The organism is Paraciimarium castrense LEGE 11436, from assembly GCF_056633055.1.
The window spans coordinates 29,378-47,910 of sequence record NZ_JBSJOW010000004.1; the positions used below are offsets into that span (position 1 = coordinate 29,378).

The following is an 18,533-nucleotide window of genomic DNA, read 5'->3' on the forward strand; positions in this document are numbered from 1 at the left end:
CCCCATTCCCCCGGAGTTTGCCGATGACGGCCATCAGCCAGTGCCCCTTCGCGGGCCGCTCCGGGGCCCCAACCACGGCGGGCGACCAGGCCAACCGCCATTGGTGGCCCCATCAACTCAATCTGGCCATCCTTCACCAGCACGCGCCAGCCTCCAACCCGCTCGGGGCGCACTTCAACTACGCCCAGGCCTTCAGCGAGCTGGATCTCGCCGCCGTGAAGCGGGATCTCCATGTCCTGATGACCGACTCCCAGGACTGGTGGCCGGCGGACTGGGGCCACTACGGCGGCCTGTTCATCCGCATGGCCTGGCACAGCGCTGGCACCTACCGCACCGGCGATGGCCGTGGCGGCGGTGGCACCGGCAACCAGCGCTTTGCGCCGATCAACAGCTGGCCCGACAACGGCAACCTCGACAAGGCCCGGCGGCTGCTCTGGCCGATCAAGCAGAAGTACGGAACCAGCCTCTCCTGGGCCGATCTGATCATCCTGGCCGGCAACTGTGCCCTCGAATCGATGGGCTTTCCCACCTTCGGCTTCGGTGGCGGCCGCGTGGACGTATGGCAGCCGGAGGAAGACATCTACTGGGGCCGCGAGACCAGCTGGATGGGGGATGAGCGCCACAGCGGCGACCGCGACCTCGAAAACCCCCTGGCTGCGGTGCAGATGGGGCTGATCTACGTGAACCCGGAAGGCCCCAACGGCGAGCCCGACCCGGTGGCCTCTGGCCGCGATGTGCGCGAGACCTTCGCCCGCATGGCCATGAACGACGAGGAAACCGTGGCCCTGGTGGCGGGCGGCCACACCTTCGGCAAGGCCCACGGCGCCGGTGATCCCGAGCTGGTGGGCCCGGCTCCGGAGGGCGCCACCTTGCAGGAGCAGGGGCTGGGCTGGCACAACCGCTTCGGCACGGGCAAGGGCCTCGATGCCACCACCAGCGGCATCGAGGGCGCCTGGAAGCCCAACCCCACCACCTGGGACCGGGGCTACTTCGAGATGCTGTTCGGCTACGAGTGGGAGCTGGAGAAGAGTCCGGCCGGTGCCTGGCAGTGGCGCGCCAGGGATGTGCGCGAGGAGCACCTGATTCCCGACGCCCACGACCCCGGCAAGCGCCACCGGCCGATGATGACCACCGCCGATCTGTCGCTGCGTTTCGATCCGATCTACGAGCCGATCTCCCGGCGCTTCCACGCCGACCAGCAGGCCTTCGCCGACACCTTTGCCCGCGCCTGGTTCAAGCTCACCCACCGCGACATGGGGCCCAAGGCTCTCTACCTCGGCCCCGATGTTCCCGCCGAAGACCTGATCTGGCAGGACCCGGTGCCCGCCGTGGACCATCCCCTCATCGGTGCCGCCGCGATCGCCGAGCTCAAGGCTCTGGTGCTGGCCTCACGGCTCACGCTGTCTGAGCTGGTGGCCACCGCCTGGGCCTCCGCCTCCACCTTCCGCGGCTCCGACAAGCGCGGCGGCAGCAACGGCGCCCGCCTGCGCCTGGATCCCCAGAACAGCTGGGAGGTGAACCAGCCCGAGCAGTTGGCGCGGGTGCTCTCGGTGCTGGAGGGCATCCAGCAGGGCTTCAATGCCGCCCAGAGCGATGGCACCCGCGTGTCCATGGCCGATCTGATCGTGCTGGCCGGATCGGCTGCCGTGGAGGCGGCGGCCAGCGCGGCCGGCCAGCCGCTGCAGGTGCCGTTCCGGCCGGGCCGCACCGATGCCTCCCAGGAGCAGACCGATGCCGCCTCCTTCGCGGTGCTGGAGCCCCAGGCCGACGGCTTCCGCAACGTCCAGAAGCAGGCCTTTGCGGTGCGCGCCGAGGAACTGCTGATCGACCGGGCCCAGCTGCTCAGCCTCAGCGCCCCCGAGCTCACGGTGCTGGTGGGGGGCCTGCGGGTGCTGGGCGCCAATGCGGGCGGCTCCAGCCATGGGGTGTTCACCCACCGGGTCGGCACCCTCAGCAACGACTTCTTCGTGAACCTGCTCGACATGGCCACGGTCTGGACCCCCAGCCCCGAGGCCGCAGACAGCAGCCTCCCCGACCACTTTGAAGGCCGCGACCGCGCCAGCGGTGCGCTGCGCTGGACCGCCACCCGGGTGGACCTGGTGTTCGGCTCCAATGCCCAGCTGCGGGCCATCGCCGAGGTCTACGCCCAGGCCGATGGCGCTGCCCGCTTCGCGGCCGATTTTGTGGCGGCCTGGGCCAAGGTGATGGAGCTCGGTTGTTTCAACCTCAGCTCGCCAGCCTGATCCGCTCGCTCACAAACGCCACCACCGCGTCGATCACGGCGGCCTGCTCCACGTCGCGGAACAGCTCATGGCCGCTGCGCTCGAACCAGGCCGTGCGCACCTCGCTGCTGTGGCTGCCGATCTCGGCGGCCAGCAGGTTGGCCGCCGCGGGCGCCACCACCCGGTCGGCCGTGCTGTGCAGGATCAGGGCTGGCTGCATCACCTCGGGGAGTCGCCGCCGGGCCACCCCAATCAGCTCCAGGAAAGAGAGCAGGGCATCCATCGGCACCCAGGGATAGCTGGGGTCGCTGGCGGCCAGGGCCGCATCGACGTAATCCTTCGGCAGGGGCCAGCGGCGCAGCAGTCGGCCGAGCAGCGGCACCAGCCCCCCCAGCGGCCGCCCCGGAGCCAGGGGAGAACCCAGCTGCAGCGGTGTGGCCACCAGCACCAGGCTGTCGATCGCCCCGGGCTGCTCGGCCGCCAGCAGCAGCGCCAGCAGGGCCCCCATGCTGTGGCCCACCACGATCACGCTGCCGTTTTCGGCGCCAGCCCCAAGCTCGGCCCGCAGGGTCGCCAGGGCGCTGGTGGCATCCGCGAGCCAGTCGGCCCAGGTGATGCCGGCCAGGGCCTGGGGTGACGCTTCCGCATGACCCCGCAGGCGTGGGACGGCCACGGTCAGGCCAAGCCGCCGCAGGGCCTGCTCCAGGCTCGTGAAGGTGCTGGGTCCCCCGCTGAAGCCATGCAGCAGCAGCACGCCGAGGGGGGAAGTCCCTGCCAAGAGCGGCCTCATCGCGCCGGTGCCCCGCCATCATCCCCATCAGCACCCCGTGGCCAGCCAGCACCGGGGCCTGCAGGGCAGTGCCACACTGGCGTTCTGCTGGTGTGCCCCATGGCCGAGACGAACTCCGACCCCTCCCTCCGATCGCGCCTGATCAGTGCCCTGGTGGTGCTTGGCGTGCTGGCGGGCCTGGCCGTGGTGGTGTGGTCCACCGTTGTGATGCTCGACCTCAAGCACCTCAACACCTCCGGCTTCACGCTGCCCTGAAGGCCCCTGGTCCCTAAGTTGCCCCCAACTACCGCCTTTCAGGCAGCCAGATCCCCATGGATGTGTTCGAGGCCATCGTCAGCCGGCGCTCCGTCAAGCAGTTCGATCCCAGCCACCGGCTGACGCCTGCGGAGGAGCGCCGCCTGCTGGAGGCCACCATCCAGGCCCCCACCAGCTTCAACATCCAGCACTGGCGCTTTGTGATCCTGCGGGATCCCGAGCTGCGCGCCCGCATCCGCACCGAGCTGGGCAACGACCAGGCCCAGATCACCGACGCCTCCCTGCTGGTGCTGTTCACGGCCGACACCAGGGCCTTTGCCAAGAACCCCGAGCGCTACTGGGTCAATGCACCCCAGGAGGTGGCTGAGCTGCTGGTGGGCTGGATGGGCCCCTTCCACGCAGGCCGCGAGTGGCTGCAGCGCGATGAGGCCCAGCGCTCGATCGGCATGGCGATGCAGACCATGATGCTGGCCGCCACCGGCATGGGCTATCAGAGCTGCCCGATGATCGGCTTCGAGATCGAACAGCTGGCCCAGCTGATCCAGCTGCCTTCCGACCATGTGATGGGTCCGCTGGTGGCCATCGGCAAGGGCACCAAGGAGCCCTGGCCCAAGCCCGGTCAGGTGCCTCTGGAAGAGCTGGTGGTGGAGAACCACTTCTGATCCATGCTGGGCTTGATTCGATGGGCACGGCCGCGATGATGCAGCAGCTGAAGCAACGGTTGGAGTCGTTGCGGTTGGTGGCCAGCCTCGGTCAGTTCCTCAACCATCCAGGCGAGCTCGACAACGTGTTCGCCATTGCCCGCCATCTGCAGGGCAGTCCCCTCGCCACCCAGATGCAGCGCCATCTGCTGGAGCACCCGGGGATGGCCGCCCTGGTGGAAGGCGGCTGGCGGCCCGCCCCGGTGGATCTCGATCAGTTGCTGGCGCTGCCCGCAGGCAGCCTGGGCCATGCCTACGCCCAGCACCTGCGCGGCCAGGGTCTGACGGCGGAGAGCCTGATCGATCCCACGCCGATCACCTCGCCGCAGCAGTACATCACCCACCGGCTGCGCGAGACCCACGACATCGTGCACGTGCTCACCGGGTTCGGCGTGGACGGGCCCGGGGAACTGGGCCTGCAGGCCTTCAACCTGGCCCAGGTGCGCTCCCCCCTGGCAGTGATGCTGATCTTCGGCGGTCTGCTCAATGTGCTCCAGGAGGATGAGCCGCTTGAGCCCCTGCTGCGGGCCCTCAGCCACGGTTTTTCGATGGGCCTGGCCGCCCGCCTGGTGGTGGCCGCCAAACTGGAGGAGGGCTGGGAGCGGCCCCTGCTGGCCTGGCGCCAGGAGCTCGGACTGCCGGCGGCCGGTGCCTGAGATGGTCAGGCCAGCGCCCGTGTATGCCGCGATCCCTCCAAGCGTCGCCCCGGCGACAGCCCCCCAGCCGCCGGGGCGATGAACTGGGTGGCCCCGCCGTACCCCCACCATGGCCGTGCTGCTCTGGGCTCAGCGCCGCCAGATCGGCTGCTGTCTGTTGCTGCAGGCCGCCTTCCTCGGCACGGGGATGGCCCTGGAGGGCCGGCTCAGCCCGGCGCTGCCCCCCTGCGCTCCGCCCCTGGCGAGAAGCGCTGAATGATCCGTCTGGCCCCGGGCTCGCTCGTGTCCCGCCGGCTGCAGGAGCGGCCGGGCGAGCTTCCCGGGCCCCTGTTCGTGCACGGCGGCCAGCCGCCCACCAGCCTCTCGGCCCTGCTGTTCACACCCGATGGGGCCGTGGAGCAGCGCCTCGACAGCCTCGACGATCTCGATGCCCTGCTGGCCACGGGCATGCCCTGCTGGTTGCGCCTGCAGGGCCAGGCCGATGCGGCGCTCGTGAGCGAGGTGCTGACACGGGTGAGCGTTCCTGAACTGCTGCACGCCCCCTTGATCGACACGCCCCAGCGCACCCGCCTCGATGCGGTGGAGGACGTGGTGCTGGTGGTGATGCACCGCCTCAGCTTCTCGCGAACGCCGGCGCGGCTGATCTCCGAGCAGGTGGGTCTGCTGCTGCTGCCCAACCTGCTGCTCAGCCTCGAGGAAGCCCCCAAGCCGGAGGCCTTCCCCCGCCTCAGCCGTTGGCTGCTGGGGCTGAGGCCGCCGCCCGGCCAGGAGGATCTCGATGATCTGCTGCACTTCCTGATTGATGAGCTGCTCGATGAGCTCTTCCCGATGCTGGAGGAACTGGCCGATCTGCTGGATGGCATGGAGGAGGCAGCCCTGCGCAACCCCAGGCCGAGCCTGCTGAACCGCACCTACCAGGTGCGCGCCACCCTGAGGCAGATCCGCAGCCAGGTGTGGCCCCTGAGGCCCCAGATCATGATCCTGCTGCGCCAGAACCATCGCCTGCTCGGCGGCGAGGCGCTCAGCGGTTTCCGGGATATGGATCAGCAGGTGGCGCTGATCTTTGAACACGTGGAACTGTTGCGGCACCAGTGCGATGCCGTGACCGACGCCTACATGGCCAGCATGGGAAGTCGCATGAACCAGGTGATGAAAACGCTCACCATCGTGTCGACCATCTTTGCTCCCCTCACCCTTTTAGCCGGCATCTACGGCATGAACTTCGAGCGGATGCCCGAGCTCAAGTGGACCTACGGCTACCCCATGGCCCTGGCGTTCATGGCCTTGATTGCCATGCTGCAGTGCTACTGGCTGTGGCGGCGCGGCTGGTTCGAGGACTGGACGGCCCAGCGCGGCTGGCCGGCCCAGCGTGGTGGATCGGAGCGCGACGGGCGCTTGGGTCGTTAGCGCTCCTCAGCACCTAGGCGACAGCCACTGAGGGAGTGGGTTTCCCAACCCACTCCCATCTGGCTTCTGCTCAGCTGCACCTGGCTTGCGACGCAAGGGCCTTCCCCGTTGTCCGCTCTACGAGGGGGTGCTTGTGCCGAGCTTTTCGACCAGGTCAGTGTCGTTCTGCTTATACAGACTTGCCTCTGCATCAATGAGTATCGCTGCCAGAGCGCCGTAGGCTTCTGTCCATGCCGCCATCACGTCATCGGTTGCGGCATCACCCAGAACCTCTTTCATGGCCTGGAGCAGTTTTTCTCCAATCAGGGGGTACTGTTCAGGCAGTATTCGACAGGCAACATGCCGGTGGGCAATGGCATCAACCGCATTTGCAAGTTCGTCAAGCCGGTCAATATGGGTTGCATAGGCATAAACGGATGAAGCCAGCTTCTTGGCCTGCCCGTTGCCATGGGCATCAACCATCCAGGTGCTCTCAAAGCCAAGTTTGTAGTCAGGCCGCTCCGAAAAAGCGATTTCATACATGCGAGAGGTGATCTTCTCACCGTGCTCCTTCACCACCGGAGCAGTGGCCTTGACAATGTCGATCGTCTTCTGAGAGATCCCTATCGTCATGTTCTATGCGTTGGTAATAGCTCACCCTACGCCGAAGCTTCTGGCTAGGGACTGAAGAGTGATCAAAGCGCTGTGCGCAGACCAAGACGCCGGAGACCAATGGAGGCCCTCCCGCTCGGTCGCAGGCTGCCTGGGACACCACACTGCGCTGACGATCCCGCCCCGCTCTCTGCGCAGAGGCCCATCAGGTGCAGGCCCTGCTGGATCCGCTGGATCAGCCGAACCTCCTGACGATGCTGTTGGTTGACGGCGATGGCGTGGGCGTCTTTTGCTCCTGCAGGATCGAGATCGCCCCAGTGCAGTGGTCGAAGCGATCGCGCTGCACGGGCCCCAGACTCCTGGGCCGTGACCTCCCGCAGCCGCCGCTGTGCTCCCCCACTCCACCGAACCCCCCTTCAGCGTGCTGCCGCCACTGCTGCTGAGCCGGCTCCTGCCCACGCCGCCCGCCCCTGGCGAGGGGCTGCGGCTCGCTCTCTGGCAGGGGGAGGGGACGGCGGGAACCCCAGAGGCGGTGGAGGCAAACCTGCTGCGCCTGGAGCAGGTAGCCGCTGAGGCCGCCACCTTGGGCACCCAGTTGCTGGCCTTCCCCGAGCTGTTTCTCAGCGGCTATGCCAGCGATCCGGAGCGGGTGCGCCGGCTGGCGGAGCCGGTGGATGGTCCCGGCCTGGAGCGGGTGGCGGCCTGCGCCCGCCGCCACGGCATGGCCATCGCCTGCCCCTACGCCGAGCGGGCCCTGGTGGGCGGCCAGGAGCGCTTCTACGACGCCATTGCCCTGGTGGCCGCCGACGGCAGCCTGCTCAAGAACTACCGCAAGACCCACCTCTGGGGACCGGATGAACGGCTGTTCTGGAGTGAGGGCTACAGGCTGGCCGAGGAGGGCGAGCCCTTCACCGTGCACGCCGTCAACGGTGTCGGCGTGGGCCTGCTCAACTGCTACGAGGCCGAGTTCCCGGAGCTCACGCGCCTGCTGGCCCTGGCCGGCGCCAGCCTGGTGCTGATCCCCACCGCCGCCGACATCTGGGTGCGCCTCAGCGACGGCCGCCGCACTGATCACCCCTACCCCGATGTGTCGCGCAACCTGCTGCCGGCCCATGCCTTCGAGAACGGCTGCTTTGTGGCCTACGCCAACCGCTGCGGCCTTGAGCTGGTGGAGGGGGAGCCCTGGGCCCATTACCTGGGCAACAGCGTCATCTGCGGCCCCGATGGCGCCCTGCTGCTGGCCGCCCAGAACCGCCCCACCCTGCTGCTCGCCGACCTGATCCCCGCTGAGTTCCGCGCGCCGCACCCGGAGGGCACCACCTACCGGGCCGACCGCCGCCCGGACCTCTACGGCCCGCTGCAGGCCCCCGCCGGCTGACGGACGATCTCGCGCCGCGTGCATACGGTGAGGGCCCTGGCCCCCTCAAGCCGCCCATGGCCCTGCACCTCACCGGCGCCACCAGCCAACGCGATCAGCAGGAGGCCGAGCTGCTGGTGCGGCCACTGCCGCTGGACCTGTTCCCCGCCGAGGGCCAGGAGCCCGCTCTCACCGCCGCCATCCTCACGGAGGAGCTGCTGCTCGATGGCAACAGCAAGCAGAACCTGGCCACCTTCTGCCAGACCTGCGAGGAGCCCGAAGTCCACGCCCTGATGGATCTGGGCCTCGACAAGAACCTGATCGACAAGGACGAATACCCCCAGACCGCCGAACTGGAACGCCGCTGCGTCAGCCTGCTGGCCGACCTCTGGCATGCCCCTGCCGGCGCCACCGGCTGCTCCACCATCGGCAGCAGCGAGGCGGCCATGCTCGGCGGCATGGCGGCCAAGTGGCGCTGGCGGGCGGCGCGGCAGGCGGCGGGTCTGTCGGCCGACAAGCCCAACATGGTGTGCGGCAGCGTGCAGATCTGCTGGCACAAGTTCGCCCGTTACTGGGACATTGAGCTGCGCGAGATCACCATGACGCCGGGCCGTCTCTGCATCACACCGGCGGATGTGCTGGCCCAGGTGGATGAGAACACGATCATGGTGGTGCCCACCCTCGGCGTCACGTATCACGGCCTCTACGAGGATGTGGCGGCCATCAGTGCCGCTCTCGACGACCTCCAGGCCCGCACCGGCCTGGACGTGCCGATCCATGTGGACGCCGCCAGCGGCGGCTTTCTGGCCCCGTTCACCGCCCCGGATCTGCCCCCCTGGGACTTCCGCCTCGAACGGGTGAAGTCGATCAATGCCTCGGGCCACAAGTACGGCCTGGCCCCCCTGGGGGTGGGCTGGGTGCTGTGGCGCCAGGCCAGTGATCTGCCCCGCGAGCTGGTCTTCAGCGTGTCCTATCTGGGGGGCGACATGCCCACCTTTCAGATCAACTTCTCGCGGCCGGCCGGCCAGGTGATCGCCCAGTACTACACCTTCGTGCGCCTGGGCCGGGAGGGCTACCGCCTCACCCATGGCGTGGCCTACCAGGTGGCCCGCTATCTCGCCGCCGAGCTGGCCAGGCTGCCGCTGTTCTCGGTGCTGCACGACGGCGACCCCGCCAAGGGGATCCCGGCCGTGGTGTGGCAGCTGCAGCCGGGCACTGATCCGGGCTTCAGCCTCTACGACCTCGCCGACCGCCTGCGCAGCAGGGGCTGGCAGGTGCCCGCCTACCCCTTCACCGGCGCCCTCGCCAGCCAGGCCTTCCAGCGGATCATGGTGCGGCGCGGCTTCAGCCGCGACATGGCCGATCTGCTGCTGCAGGACATCCGTCAGGCGATCGACCACTTCGAGCAGCACCCGATCAGCGTGCCCCTCTCGGCTGCCGAGGCGGCCTCCTACAACCATCTCTAGGTGGTGTCTGGCCGCGGATCAGTCGCCGGCGTGGTAGCTGCTGCGCACCAGCGGCCCGCTGCGCACCTGGACGAAGCCCAGCTCCCGGGCCAGGGCACCGAGGCGCTCGAACGCGTCCGGAGTCCAGTAGCGCGCCACCGGCAGGTGGGCCAGGGAGGGGCGCAGGTACTGGCCCAGGGTGAGGCGCTGGCAGTCCACTGCCCGCAGATCGCGCAGGGTCTCCACCACCTCCTGCTCGCTCTCCCCCAGCCCCAGCATCAGGCCGCTCTTGGTGGGGATGGCGGGGGCCAGCTCCCGGGCTGCGGCCAGCAGTCCCAGAGAGCGGCGGTAGGTGGCGCCGCGGCGCACCTCCCCCTGCAGCCGCTCCACGGTTTCGAGGTTGTGGTTGAAGCACACCGGCGTCGCCGCCAGCACCGTGGCCAGCCGCTGGCGCTGGGCGGCCAGGGCCGCCTCGGGATCGGCCAGGCCGCCCCAGAAATCGGGGGTGAGCACTTCAATCGCTACGGCGGGGCTGCGGCGCCGGATCGCGGTCATGGTGGCGGTGAACAGGCTGGCGCCGTGGTCGGCCAGATCGTCCCTGGCCACGGCGGTGAGCACCACATAGCGCAGCTGCAGCGTGGCCACGGCCTCCGCCACCCGCTCGGCCTCGGCCCCGTCCACGGGCAGCGGCGCCCGGCCTTTGTCCACCTGGCAGAAGGCGCAGCTGCGGGTGCAGATCGGACCGCCCAGCAGAAAGGTGGCCGTGCCGGCGGCATAGCACTCGCCCCGGTTGGGGCAGCGGCCCTCCTCACAGATGGTGTGCAGCCGCTGCTGCTTCACCACCCCCTGCACCGATTCCAGGGCGGAGGCCTCGCCGATCGGCCGCCGCAGCCAGGCGGGCAGCCGTTCGGCCGGGGCGATGCTGCTGTACCGGCTGGTGGAGGTCTGGCTCATGGCTGGTCGTTCATTCCATCCGCCGCCGCCCCTCGAAGGCCCGGGCCAGGGTCACCTCGTCGGCGTACTCCAGCTCACTGCCCACGGGCAGGCCGTAGGCGATGCGGGTCACGGTGGTGAAGGGTTTGAGCAGTCTGGCCAGGTAGAGGCTGGTGGTGTCTCCCTCCACGCTGGGGGTGAGGGCCAGGATCATCTCCTCGATGCCCTCATCGGCCACCCGCTGCACCAGCGGCCCGATCTGCAGCAGCTCCGGGCCGATCCCGTCCATGGGCGAGATCAGGCCGCCCAGCACGTGATAGCTGCCCCGGAACTCCCGGGTGCGTTCCATGGCCAGCAGGTCGCGGGAGTCGGCCACCACACAGAGCTGGCCGTTGCGGCGCTCCTCATTGCGGCAGATCTCGCACAGGGGCTCAGCCGAGAGGTGAAAGCACCGCTGGCACTGGCCCACCTGGCTGCGGGCCGCCAGCAGGGCGTCGGCGAAGCTGCGGATCTGCTCCTCCGGCTGGCGCAGCAGGTGCAGGGCCAGCCGCTGGGCCGTGCGGGGGCCGATGCCGGGCAGCCGCTCGAACTGGTCGATCAGCCGGGCCAACGGGCGCGTGAAGCCGCTCAGCGAACCGCCGCAGATGGGCTGAATGTAGGCGGGCCGGCGCTCGCAGCAGAATGGCGCCACCGGTCCCCCTCTCCCTGCCATGACCAGCCCCTCCGCCCTGCTGCCGCGACCCCTCGTGCGGGGGGCCCTGGCCCTGCTGCTGGCCGTGGCGCTGGTGGGCTGCAGTGCCGCTTCAGCGGGGCTGAACCGCTTCCAGAACCCCGACGGCCGCTTTGCCTTCCTCTATCCCACCGGCTGGGTGCGGGTGCAGGTGAGCGGCGGCCCCCAGGTGGTGTTCCACGACCTGATCAACAGCGATGAGACCCTCAGCCTGGTGATCTCCGAGGTGACCCCCGAGAGCGACCTCACCAGCCTGGGCAGTGCGGTGGCCGTGGGGGAGCAGCTGCGCCGGGCCGTGATCGCCACCGAGGGCAGTGGTCGCCAGGCGGAGCTGCTCCAGGCCGATGAGCGCCAGCAGGACGGCCGCACCTTCTACGACCTCGAGTACGCCGTGCACCTCGACGACCGCGATCGCCACGAGTTCGCCACGGTGGTGGTGGACCGGGGGCGCCTGTACACCTTCGCGGCCAGCACCAATGAGGCGCGCTGGGACAAGGTGAACGAGCTGTTCCACCAGGTGGTGACCTCCTTCACGCTGCTGGTCTGAGCCGGAGCGGGAGGGGCGCTGGCCCGGGCCATGGCGATGGCTGCCGCTGTGTTGGTGGTGGGGGGCGGCCTCTGCGGCGGGCTGGTGGCCCTGGAGCTGGCGGCGCTGGGGCTGGAGGTGGTGCTGGTGGAGGGGACTGAGCCCGCCGCCACAGAGCTGAGCTACGGCCTGATGCCCCTGCCGGCCGCCCTGCCCTGGCTGCGGCTGCAACTCCGCCATGGCCCCCTGGGGCTGCGCTGCCGCTGGCTGCGGCTGCACAGCGCCGCTGAACCCGCAGGTTCCTTTCCCTGGCTGGATCGCCTGCCCCTGCCCGCCGCCCAGGTGGAGGCCCCGCTGTTCCTGGCCGCCCTGCCCGCCGCCCTGGCTGCCGCAGGGGTGCAGGTGCTCCGGGGTCAGGTGCGGGGCCCGCTGCAGAACGGCCCGGGGGGCTGGCGGCTGGCGTTGGAGCCGCCCCCGGGCGCTGGTGGTGGCGCCAGGGGCTCAGCTGCTGATCCTGGGCTGGAGGCCGCCCAGGTGGTGCTGGCCGCCGGTGCCGGCTGCCGCCAGCTCTGGCCTGCTCTTGCACCAGGCCTGCAGACCAGCTGGGCGGGGGTGCTGGAGCTCGCCGAAGCCCCGCCCCGGGGCCTCTGCTGGCCGGCTGAACTGACGGTGCCGCGGCGCTTTCAGCGGCCTGCCCTGGAACGCCAGGCGTTCGCCCCAGGGCCAGTGGCCTGGGTGGTGGATGCTGGCCTGGTGCTGAGCGCGGATCGCTGGCTGGCCGGCCAGATCAGCCTTGTGGGTGCGGAAGCTGCGGTGGGTGCGCAGGCGCCCGGGGCGCAGCTGCCGGATCCGGCGGCGATGGAGGAGCGCCTGCGCCAGGGGCTGAGCGGCCTGAGCCCCTCCCTGGCTGGGGCCACCGCCCGCTACCGCCAGGTGCCGGTGACCTTCTCCCCAACGGCCACGCCGCTGGTGGGCCCGGTGGGCGGGGCGCCGGGGCTGTGGGTGTTGAGCGGCTTCTCGGCGGCCTTCAGCCAGGTGCCCCAGCAGGCGCTGCGCCTGGCCCAGGCCATCGCTGCCGCCGCGGCCGATTCGGTTCAGTAACCGAGTCAGCCTCAGTCAGAGGGGGCAACCCTCAGTAGACGTAGTTGTTGTCGAAGCTGCCGTCGCCGTCACCGGCGGGCCTGGGCCAGTCGGCCTCCCAGTAGCTGATGCCATCGAGCATGAAGGGCCGTCCCCCCAGGCGCTCCGTCTTGAGTTCGGTGGTGCCCATGGCGGTGATCAGGCCCCCCAGTTCCATCGGTCCCAGGTTGGTCTTCACGTCGTTGCCACCGGCGGCGAGCAGCATCGGCAGCCGCACCAGGTTTTCAGGCCGGGTGAGCTTGCGGAACAGGGCCTTGAGGGCCAGCTGCTGCCGCTCGATGCGGCCGATGTCGCCCCATTCGTCATGGCGAAAGCGCAGGAAGCCCTCCAGGTCGTTGCCCTTGAGCCGCTGGGGTCCGGGCTGGAGATCGATCGAGAGCCCCTGGCTTCTGTCCGTGTAGCGCATCCGCTTCGGCACATCCACGTCGATGCCGCCGAGGGCGTCGGAGATGCGGCGGATGGCGTTCAGATTCACCACCACGTGGTGGGTGATCGGCCGCCCCATCTTGAGGGAGAGTTCCCGCTCCAGCAGGTCGGTGCCCCCGAGTGAGTAGAGCGCATTGATCTTGGTGGGGCGGTACCCGTCCGCGTCGATGTACGTGTCGCGGGGCACCTGGATGATGCTGGTGATGCCACCATTGATGCGCAGCGTGGCGATCACATCGGTGTTGCTGCCGCTGGCATCGGTCCCCAGCACGAGGATGTTCTGGTCGCCGATGCCGCTCCAGGCGGCAAAGGGATTGGTGATGCGGGGGTTCTCCGGCAACGATGCGCCGCTCAACCAGTCCGCCAGCGGCATGGACGCCAGCAGCCCGCCCCCCAGCCCGATCAGCATCGCCAGCAGCACCGGCCCGCGCCGGCGCCGCTTGGGGGGCTGCTGATGGGGGGCCCGCCGGGCCTCGCTGGTCTTCATGGAGAAACGCTATTGCACAGCGGCGTGGTGCACGGTTGCCGCTGAGCCGGTTGGACGGGCAGCCACCTTGGCGGCCTAGGCCCTCAGCATCTCGTCGAGCTGTTCATCGCGGCGCAGGCCGGCCTGCACCCGCCAGAGGTTGGCGTAGACGCCGCCGGCACGGATCAGCTGGTCGTGGCGCCCGCTCTCCACAATCTGGCCCTGGTCCATCACCACGATCCGATCGGCATGGCGCACAGTGGAGAGGCGGTGGGCGATCACCAGGGTGGTGCGCTCTGCCGTGAGGTGCTCCAGGGAGCGCTGGATGGCGGCCTCGGTCTCGTTGTCCACAGCGGCCGTGGCCTCGTCGAGCACCAGCACCGGCGGGTCCTTGAGGATGGCGCGGGCCAGGGCGATGCGCTGGCGCTGGCCGCCGGAGAGGCGTTGGCCTCGCTCGCCCACCACCGTGGCGTAGCCCTGGGGCAGGGCCCGGATGAAGTCGTCGGCTTCGGCGCGGCGGGCGGCGGCCTCGATCGCCTCGGGGCTGGCCTCGAAGCTGCCGTAGGCGATGTTTTCCGCCACCGTGCCATGGAACAGGAACACCTCCTGGCTCACCAGGCCGATGGCCTGGCGCAGGTCATCGAGCCGCAGGGTGCGGATCGGAATGCCGTCCAGGCTGATCTCGCCCTCCTGGATCGCGTAGAGCCGAAGCAGCAGCTTCACGATCGTGCTCTTGCCCGATCCGGTGGCCCCCACGATGCCGAGGGTGCTGCCCGCGGGGATCGCCAGATCGAACCCCTGCAGCAGGGGCTCGCGGCCCCCATAGCCGAACTGCACGGCGTCGAAGCGGATCTCGCCCCGCACCTGCTCCACGGGCAGGGGGCGCTCACCACCGTGGATCGCCACCGGCGTGTCGAGCAGGTCGAGCACCCGGTTGGTGGAGGCCATCGCGCGCTGGTAGTCGTCCAGGGTGCGGCCCAGGGTGGTGAGCGGCCAGAGCAGGCGCTGGGTGATGAACACCAGAAAGGCGTAGGTGCCCGTGGCGATGGCGCCGCTCTCGGCCTGGAGGCCACCGATCACCAGGATGGCGATGAAGGCGAACAGGATCGCGTAGCGGATCAACGGCACGAAGGCCGCCGAGAGCCCGATTGCCCGGCGGTTGGCCTGGCGGTAGGCCTGGCTCTGCCGCCGCAACCGCTCCAGCTCCCAGCCCTCGGCGGTGTAGCTCTTGATCGTGAGCATGCCGCCCAGGTTGGTGCTGAGCTGGCTGGCCAGGTCGCCGGCCTGCTGCCGCACGGCGGCATAGCGCGGTGCCAGCCGCTTCTGGAACCGCAGCGACCCCCACAGGATCACCGGGATCGGCAGGAACGACAGCCCCGCCACCGTGGGCGAGAGCACGGCCATGGCGCCGCCGACGGCCAGCACGGTGGTGAGCAGCTGCAGGATCTCGTTGGCGCCGTGGTCGAGGAAGCGCTCCAGCTGGTTGATGTCGTCGTTGAGCACGGCCATCAGCCGGCCGCTGCTGCTGGTTTCGAAGTAGGCCATCTCCAGCTGCTGAAGATGGTCGTAGGCCTCGAGGCGCAGCTCGTGCTGCACGGTCTGGGCCAGGTTGCGCCAGAGCACGCCGTAGAGGTATTCGAACAGCGACTCAGCGCTCCAGATCAGAAAGGAGAGCAGCGCCAGCACACCCAGCTGGCCAGCCACGCTGCTGACCCCGAAGCTGCTCAGCCAGGCGGTGTCCTGCCGCACCACCACATCCACCGCCAGGCCGATCAGCACCGGTGGTGCCAGATCGAACAGCTTGTTGAGCACCGAACAGGCCGAGGCCAGTCTCACCAGACGCCGGTGGGGCCCCAGGGCCGCCAGCAGGCGCCGCAGGGCCGGGGGCTGGGCAGGGTGATGGCTGGTCGGGGGGGCTGTGGGGGGTGGCGACATGGCAGGGGAGAGGGGCTGGGGCGTGCAGGCCCCACTCTCCCCTTCCGGGATCACCAGCGGTTGCCGCCGCCCCCATAGCCGCCGCCACCGCCGCCATCGCGGTTGCCGCCCCCGTAGCCACCGCGGCCACCGCCACCGCCACCGCCTTCGCGGGGGGTGGCCTTGTTGACGCGGATCATGCGCCCCATCCACTCCACGTTCTGGAGGTCGTCGATGGCCTTCTGTTCCTCGGCATCGCTGGCGAGTTCCACAAAGGCGAAGCCCCGCTTGCGACCGGTTTCGCGATCGAGCGGCAGGCTGCACTGACGCACCTCCCCGTACTGGCCGAAGAGATCAACCAGATCCTCGCGTTCAGCCTGGAAGGAGAGGTTGCCGACGTAGATGGTCATGAATGAAGCAAAACCTGGAACGGATTCCTGGCGACGGAAAGGGGTGGTGCCGGCCAGCTGGTGCTGGTGCAGCGCTCCCCTCCGGAGCCAGTGGGAATCGCTGCCAATTTAGGGGGCAAACCAGAGCGAGAGGCTCGGCTGCCCGGGCGGACGTAGTCCTGGCCACCCAGCACCGACAGGGGTTGAGTGTCAACAACCTTGAAGCTGTTCCTGAAGAGACTCTGTAGAAGCCCGAGTGATCCCGGTCGCTCGGGCATTGTCAGCAAACCCTGATCTAGCCGAGTGGTTGCCATGACGGCCCCTGTTCCCTGGAGCCTGGCCTGGAGCGAAGACGGCGAGCTGGCTCCCCAGGATCGCTTTGATCTCCTCCAGAGCCTGGTGCAGACCGAGAGCCTGGAGGCCCAGGTCTCGTTGATCGCGGCCGTGGAGGTGATGGCGCTGAACGAGGTCAGCGCCAGCCAGTGCACCACTGTCACCACACTCTGGGCCTGAGCCCGAGGGCTGGACTCAGCCCTGGAACCGGGAGATCTGCAGGGGTTTGTTCAGCACCCGCAGCTCCCGCAGGCTCGCGAAGATGTCCTCGGGCATGCCCTTCGGCAGGTCGATGATGCTGTGGGCATCAAAGATCTGAATCCGGCCGATCGCCTTGCCCTGCAGGCCGGTCTCGTTGGCGATCGCACCCACCAGGTTGCCCGGCTTGATGCGGTCGCGCCAGCCGAGTTCCACCCGGAAGCGGTCCATGTCGGCTTCGGGAGCCCCCAGAGAGCGCTCGGGGCGTCCGCCGCCGCGGCGCAGCTCCCGGCCACTGTCGCGGCCACCGTCACGACCCCCGTCACGGAACTCCCGGCCACCATCGCGGCCGTCGCGGCGGGCCGGGCCCTGGGGCCGCACCTGGGTGAAGTCGTCATTGCCTTGCAGCAGCAGGGTCTTGCCCGCCAGACCCAGTTCCAGGGCGGCCAGGGCCAGCTGGTCTGGGGAGCAGCCCTGTTCCTGGGCCACCCGCTGCAGGATCTCGCCCAGCAGGGCCCGTTCATCGGCGCTGATGGCGCTCTGCTGCAGGGAGCCGGTGAGGCGCATGCGCAGGCGATCGAGGCGGCTCTGGTTGATGGTGGCGTTGTTGGGCACCTCCATCGGCTCGATCGGCTTGCCCACCGCCCGCTCCAGCCCGCCCAGGAAGCGCCGCTCCCGGGGGGTGAGGAACAGGATCGCGTCGCCCTTGCGGCCCGCCCGGCCGGTGCGGCCGATGCGGTGCACGTAGGCCTCGCCGTCAAAGGGGATGTCGTAGTTGATCACCAGGGCGATCCGCTCCACATCGAGGCCGCGGGCGGCCACGTCCGTGGCCACCAGCACGTTCACCTGGCCGGTCTTGAGCCGCTCGATCGTGCGCTCCCGCTGGGCCTGGGGCACGTCGCCGTTGAGCACGGCCACGTCGTAGCCATGGGCCTCCAGCGATTCAGCCACGTTGAGGGTGATGGCCTTGGTGCGGGCGAAAATGATCACCCCCTCGCTGGTCTCGCTCTCGAGCACGCGCTCCAGGGCGGCCAGCTTGAGGGGGGCCTGCACGGTGAGGTAACGCTGACGGATGCGGCTTGCATCGGCGGCCCGCGTCTTGATCGTGATTTCGGCGGGGCTGTTGAGGTATTGCTGCGAAATCCGGCGTATTTCGGCCGGCATCGTGGCGGAGAAGAGCACCACCTGGCGTTTCTCGGGCAGCTGGCCGAGCACCCATTCCACGTCGTCGATGAAGCCCATGCGCAACATCTCATCGGCCTCGTCGAGCACCAGGGCCCGCAGCTCCGAGAGGTCCAGGGTTCCCTGGCGCATGTGGTCCATCACCCGCCCGGGGGTGCCCACCACGACCTGGGCGCCGCGGCGCAGGTGGTGGATCTGGTCGCGGAAGTCGGCGCCGCCATACACGGCCACCGTGCGCACCTGGGGCAGATGGGAGGCGTAGGTGCTGAAGGACTCAGCCACCTGGATGGCCAGTTCCCGGGTGGGAGCCAGCACCAGCACCTGGGGCTTGCGCTGCTCGGGGTCCAGGCCGGCCAGCATCGGCAGGGCGAAGGCCGCCGTCTTGCCGGTGCCGGTCTGGGCCTGGCCCACCAGGTCGCGGCCCAGCATCAGCTCGGGGATCGCCGCCGACTGAATCGGGGAGGGCTCGCTGTAGCCCACGGCCTCCAGGGCCTGGAGCAGCTCCGGGCCGAAGCCGAAATGGGCGAAGCCGCTGGCCGGTCCGCGGTCGTTGCCGCCAGCCGCCGCGGGGGCCTGGCTGGTGGTCTCGGCAGCAGGGGAGGTTGCTGAGCCGGAAGTGTCCGCAGCAGGGCTCTCCTGGGCCGGCGTGGCCGAGCTCTGCAAGGCAGCCCCGGAGCCGTCTTCGATGGGAGTCATCGGCGCCGCGCTCTCGGCTCCCGGATCGCTTGAGCCGGTGGCCGCAGCCGCCATGGCCACAGGGGCGGTGGTGTCGCTGCCGAGAACGGCCTGGGGAGTGGTGGAAATGGTGTCGCTGGGGGTGGTGGTGGGGTCGGGGCACACGACGGTGGTGCCGCTGAACGATTCAGTCACGG

At 69.5% G+C, this 18,533-nt stretch carries 19 protein-coding genes; 11 read left to right on the plus strand and 8 right to left on the minus strand.

Features of this window, described 5'->3' with window-relative positions; translation table 11 throughout:
* The first annotated feature begins 23 nt into the window (after positions 1–23).
* A complete protein-coding gene (katG, locus tag ACWJIO_RS07425) occupies positions 24–2,243 on the plus strand; it encodes a catalase/peroxidase HPI (protein ID WP_480312482.1) in 2,220 nt (739 codons plus the stop codon).
* Here the strand turns inward: katG and ACWJIO_RS07430 are convergent.
* The gene (locus ACWJIO_RS07430) at positions 2,227–3,000 is read right to left on the minus strand and encodes an alpha/beta hydrolase (protein ID WP_480312483.1); all 774 of its coding nucleotides are present in this window, start codon (positions 2,998–3,000) and stop codon (positions 2,227–2,229) included. The two genes, katG and ACWJIO_RS07430, sit on opposite strands and share 17 nt — an antisense overlap.
* Positions 3,001–3,111: 111 nt before the next feature.
* Between ACWJIO_RS07430 and ACWJIO_RS07435 the strand changes: the two genes are divergently transcribed.
* The 5 genes from ACWJIO_RS07435 (at position 3,112) to corA (ending at position 6,031) form a co-directional block, all read left to right on the plus strand.
* Positions 3,112–3,267 (plus strand): hypothetical protein, encoded by a 156-nt coding sequence (locus ACWJIO_RS07435; RefSeq protein ID WP_186696894.1) that lies wholly within the window; start codon positions 3,112–3,114, stop codon positions 3,265–3,267.
* Positions 3,268–3,323: 56 nt separating this feature from the next.
* On the plus strand, positions 3,324–3,929 hold the full coding sequence (locus ACWJIO_RS07440; protein WP_193913785.1) for a nitroreductase family protein: 606 nt from the start codon (positions 3,324–3,326) through the stop codon (positions 3,927–3,929).
* A 20-nt stretch (positions 3,930–3,949) separates the two neighbouring features.
* Positions 3,950–4,624 carry a Coq4 family protein gene (locus ACWJIO_RS07445; RefSeq protein WP_480312485.1) on the plus strand — a complete coding sequence of 225 codons (675 nt, stop codon included), beginning with the start codon at positions 3,950–3,952 and terminating at the stop codon, positions 4,622–4,624.
* Positions 4,625–4,733: 109 nt separating this feature from the next.
* Positions 4,734–4,883, plus strand: a complete 150-nt coding sequence (locus ACWJIO_RS07450; protein WP_193913787.1) for a hypothetical protein — start codon at positions 4,734–4,736, stop codon at positions 4,881–4,883.
* Positions 4,880–6,031, plus strand: a complete 1,152-nt coding sequence (gene corA / locus ACWJIO_RS07455; protein WP_480312487.1) for a magnesium/cobalt transporter CorA — start codon at positions 4,880–4,882, stop codon at positions 6,029–6,031. Before ACWJIO_RS07450 ends, corA begins: the two co-directional genes overlap by 4 nt.
* A gap of 117 nt (positions 6,032–6,148) precedes the next feature.
* Here corA and ACWJIO_RS07460 read toward each other — a convergent pair whose 3' ends face one another.
* Positions 6,149–6,643 (minus strand): globin domain-containing protein, encoded by a 495-nt coding sequence (locus tag ACWJIO_RS07460; RefSeq protein WP_480312489.1) that lies wholly within the window; start codon positions 6,641–6,643, stop codon positions 6,149–6,151.
* 367 nt (positions 6,644–7,010) lie between these two features.
* Between ACWJIO_RS07460 and ACWJIO_RS07465 the strand changes: the two genes are divergently transcribed.
* Both ACWJIO_RS07465 and gad read left to right on the plus strand, forming a co-directional pair.
* Positions 7,011–8,000: a carbon-nitrogen hydrolase family protein gene (locus ACWJIO_RS07465; protein WP_480312491.1), complete on the plus strand. Its 990-nt coding sequence runs from the start codon at positions 7,011–7,013 to the stop codon at positions 7,998–8,000.
* A gap of 56 nt (positions 8,001–8,056) precedes the next feature.
* A complete protein-coding gene (gene gad / locus ACWJIO_RS07470; RefSeq protein ID WP_480312496.1) occupies positions 8,057–9,445 on the plus strand; it encodes a glutamate decarboxylase in 1,389 nt (462 codons plus the stop codon).
* Positions 9,446–9,463: 18 nt separating this feature from the next.
* Here gad and lipA read toward each other — a convergent pair whose 3' ends face one another.
* Complete coding sequence (lipA, locus tag ACWJIO_RS07475; RefSeq protein WP_480312498.1) at positions 9,464–10,378, minus strand: lipoyl synthase; 915 nt, start codon at positions 10,376–10,378, stop codon at positions 9,464–9,466.
* 10 nt (positions 10,379–10,388) lie between these two features.
* Entirely contained in the window at positions 10,389–10,958 is a 570-nt protein-coding gene (gene recR / locus ACWJIO_RS07480; protein ID WP_480312798.1) for a recombination mediator RecR, read from the minus strand.
* A 109-nt stretch (positions 10,959–11,067) separates the two neighbouring features.
* Between recR and psbP the strand changes: the two genes are divergently transcribed.
* Positions 11,068–11,634, plus strand: coding sequence for a photosystem II reaction center PsbP (gene psbP, locus ACWJIO_RS07485; RefSeq protein ID WP_186696887.1), 567 nt, complete (start codon positions 11,068–11,070; stop codon positions 11,632–11,634).
* A gap of 30 nt (positions 11,635–11,664) precedes the next feature.
* On the plus strand, positions 11,665–12,714 hold the full coding sequence (locus tag ACWJIO_RS07490; protein ID WP_480312500.1) for an FAD-dependent oxidoreductase: 1,050 nt from the start codon (positions 11,665–11,667) through the stop codon (positions 12,712–12,714).
* 31 nt (positions 12,715–12,745) lie between these two features.
* Here the strand turns inward: ACWJIO_RS07490 and ACWJIO_RS07495 are convergent, their stop codons facing one another.
* The 3 genes from ACWJIO_RS07495 to ACWJIO_RS07505 form a co-directional block, all read right to left on the minus strand.
* Positions 12,746–13,666 carry an LCP family protein gene (locus tag ACWJIO_RS07495; RefSeq protein WP_480312501.1) on the minus strand — a complete coding sequence of 307 codons (921 nt, stop codon included), beginning with the start codon at positions 13,664–13,666 and terminating at the stop codon, positions 12,746–12,748.
* 75 nt (positions 13,667–13,741) lie between these two features.
* A complete protein-coding gene (locus ACWJIO_RS07500) occupies positions 13,742–15,580 on the minus strand; it encodes an ABC transporter ATP-binding protein (RefSeq protein WP_480312502.1) in 1,839 nt (612 codons plus the stop codon).
* A 50-nt stretch (positions 15,581–15,630) separates the two neighbouring features.
* Positions 15,631–15,969, minus strand: coding sequence for an RNA recognition motif domain-containing protein (locus tag ACWJIO_RS07505; protein ID WP_480312504.1), 339 nt, complete (start codon positions 15,967–15,969; stop codon positions 15,631–15,633).
* A gap of 291 nt (positions 15,970–16,260) precedes the next feature.
* Here ACWJIO_RS07505 and ACWJIO_RS07510 point away from each other — a divergent pair, with 291 nt between their 5' ends.
* Positions 16,261–16,461, plus strand: coding sequence for a hypothetical protein (locus ACWJIO_RS07510; RefSeq protein ID WP_480312505.1), 201 nt, complete (start codon positions 16,261–16,263; stop codon positions 16,459–16,461).
* Between the two features lie 15 nt (positions 16,462–16,476).
* Here the strand turns inward: ACWJIO_RS07510 and ACWJIO_RS07515 are convergent, their stop codons facing one another.
* A complete protein-coding gene (locus ACWJIO_RS07515) occupies positions 16,477–18,357 on the minus strand; it encodes a DEAD/DEAH box helicase (protein ID WP_480312800.1) in 1,881 nt (626 codons plus the stop codon).
* Positions 18,358–18,533 lie beyond the last annotated feature (176 nt).

Bases quoted from the DNA above. Each gene is read 5' to 3' on its own strand.
- ACWJIO_RS07450 (WP_193913787.1), top strand. From the start codon at position 4,734: ATGGCCGTGCTGCTCTGGGCTCAGCGCCGCCAGATCGGCTGCTGTCTG.
- corA (WP_480312487.1), top strand. From the start codon at position 4,880: ATGATCCGTCTGGCCCCGGGCTCGCTCGTGTCCCGCCGGCTGCAGGAG.
- gad (WP_480312496.1), top strand. From the start codon at position 8,057: ATGGCCCTGCACCTCACCGGCGCCACCAGCCAACGCGATCAGCAGGAG.
- ACWJIO_RS07500 (WP_480312502.1), bottom strand. From the start codon at position 15,580: ATGTCGCCACCCCCCACAGCCCCCCCGACCAGCCATCACCCTGCCCAG.
- psbP (WP_186696887.1), top strand. From the start codon at position 11,068: ATGACCAGCCCCTCCGCCCTGCTGCCGCGACCCCTCGTGCGGGGGGCC.
- ACWJIO_RS07510 (WP_480312505.1), top strand. From the start codon at position 16,261: ATGACGGCCCCTGTTCCCTGGAGCCTGGCCTGGAGCGAAGACGGCGAG.
- ACWJIO_RS07515 (WP_480312800.1), bottom strand. From the start codon at position 18,357: ATGACTCCCATCGAAGACGGCTCCGGGGCTGCCTTGCAGAGCTCGGCC.
- ACWJIO_RS07440 (WP_193913785.1), top strand. From the start codon at position 3,324: ATGGATGTGTTCGAGGCCATCGTCAGCCGGCGCTCCGTCAAGCAGTTC.
- katG (WP_480312482.1), top strand. From the start codon at position 24: ATGACGGCCATCAGCCAGTGCCCCTTCGCGGGCCGCTCCGGGGCCCCA.
- ACWJIO_RS07445 (WP_480312485.1), top strand. From the start codon at position 3,950: ATGGGCACGGCCGCGATGATGCAGCAGCTGAAGCAACGGTTGGAGTCG.
- ACWJIO_RS07435 (WP_186696894.1), top strand. From the start codon at position 3,112: ATGGCCGAGACGAACTCCGACCCCTCCCTCCGATCGCGCCTGATCAGT.
- ACWJIO_RS07490 (WP_480312500.1), top strand. From the start codon at position 11,665: ATGGCGATGGCTGCCGCTGTGTTGGTGGTGGGGGGCGGCCTCTGCGGC.
- lipA (WP_480312498.1), bottom strand. From the start codon at position 10,378: ATGAGCCAGACCTCCACCAGCCGGTACAGCAGCATCGCCCCGGCCGAA.
- ACWJIO_RS07505 (WP_480312504.1), bottom strand. From the start codon at position 15,969: ATGACCATCTACGTCGGCAACCTCTCCTTCCAGGCTGAACGCGAGGAT.
- ACWJIO_RS07495 (WP_480312501.1), bottom strand. From the start codon at position 13,666: ATGAAGACCAGCGAGGCCCGGCGGGCCCCCCATCAGCAGCCCCCCAAG.
- ACWJIO_RS07460 (WP_480312489.1), bottom strand. From the start codon at position 6,643: ATGACGATAGGGATCTCTCAGAAGACGATCGACATTGTCAAGGCCACT.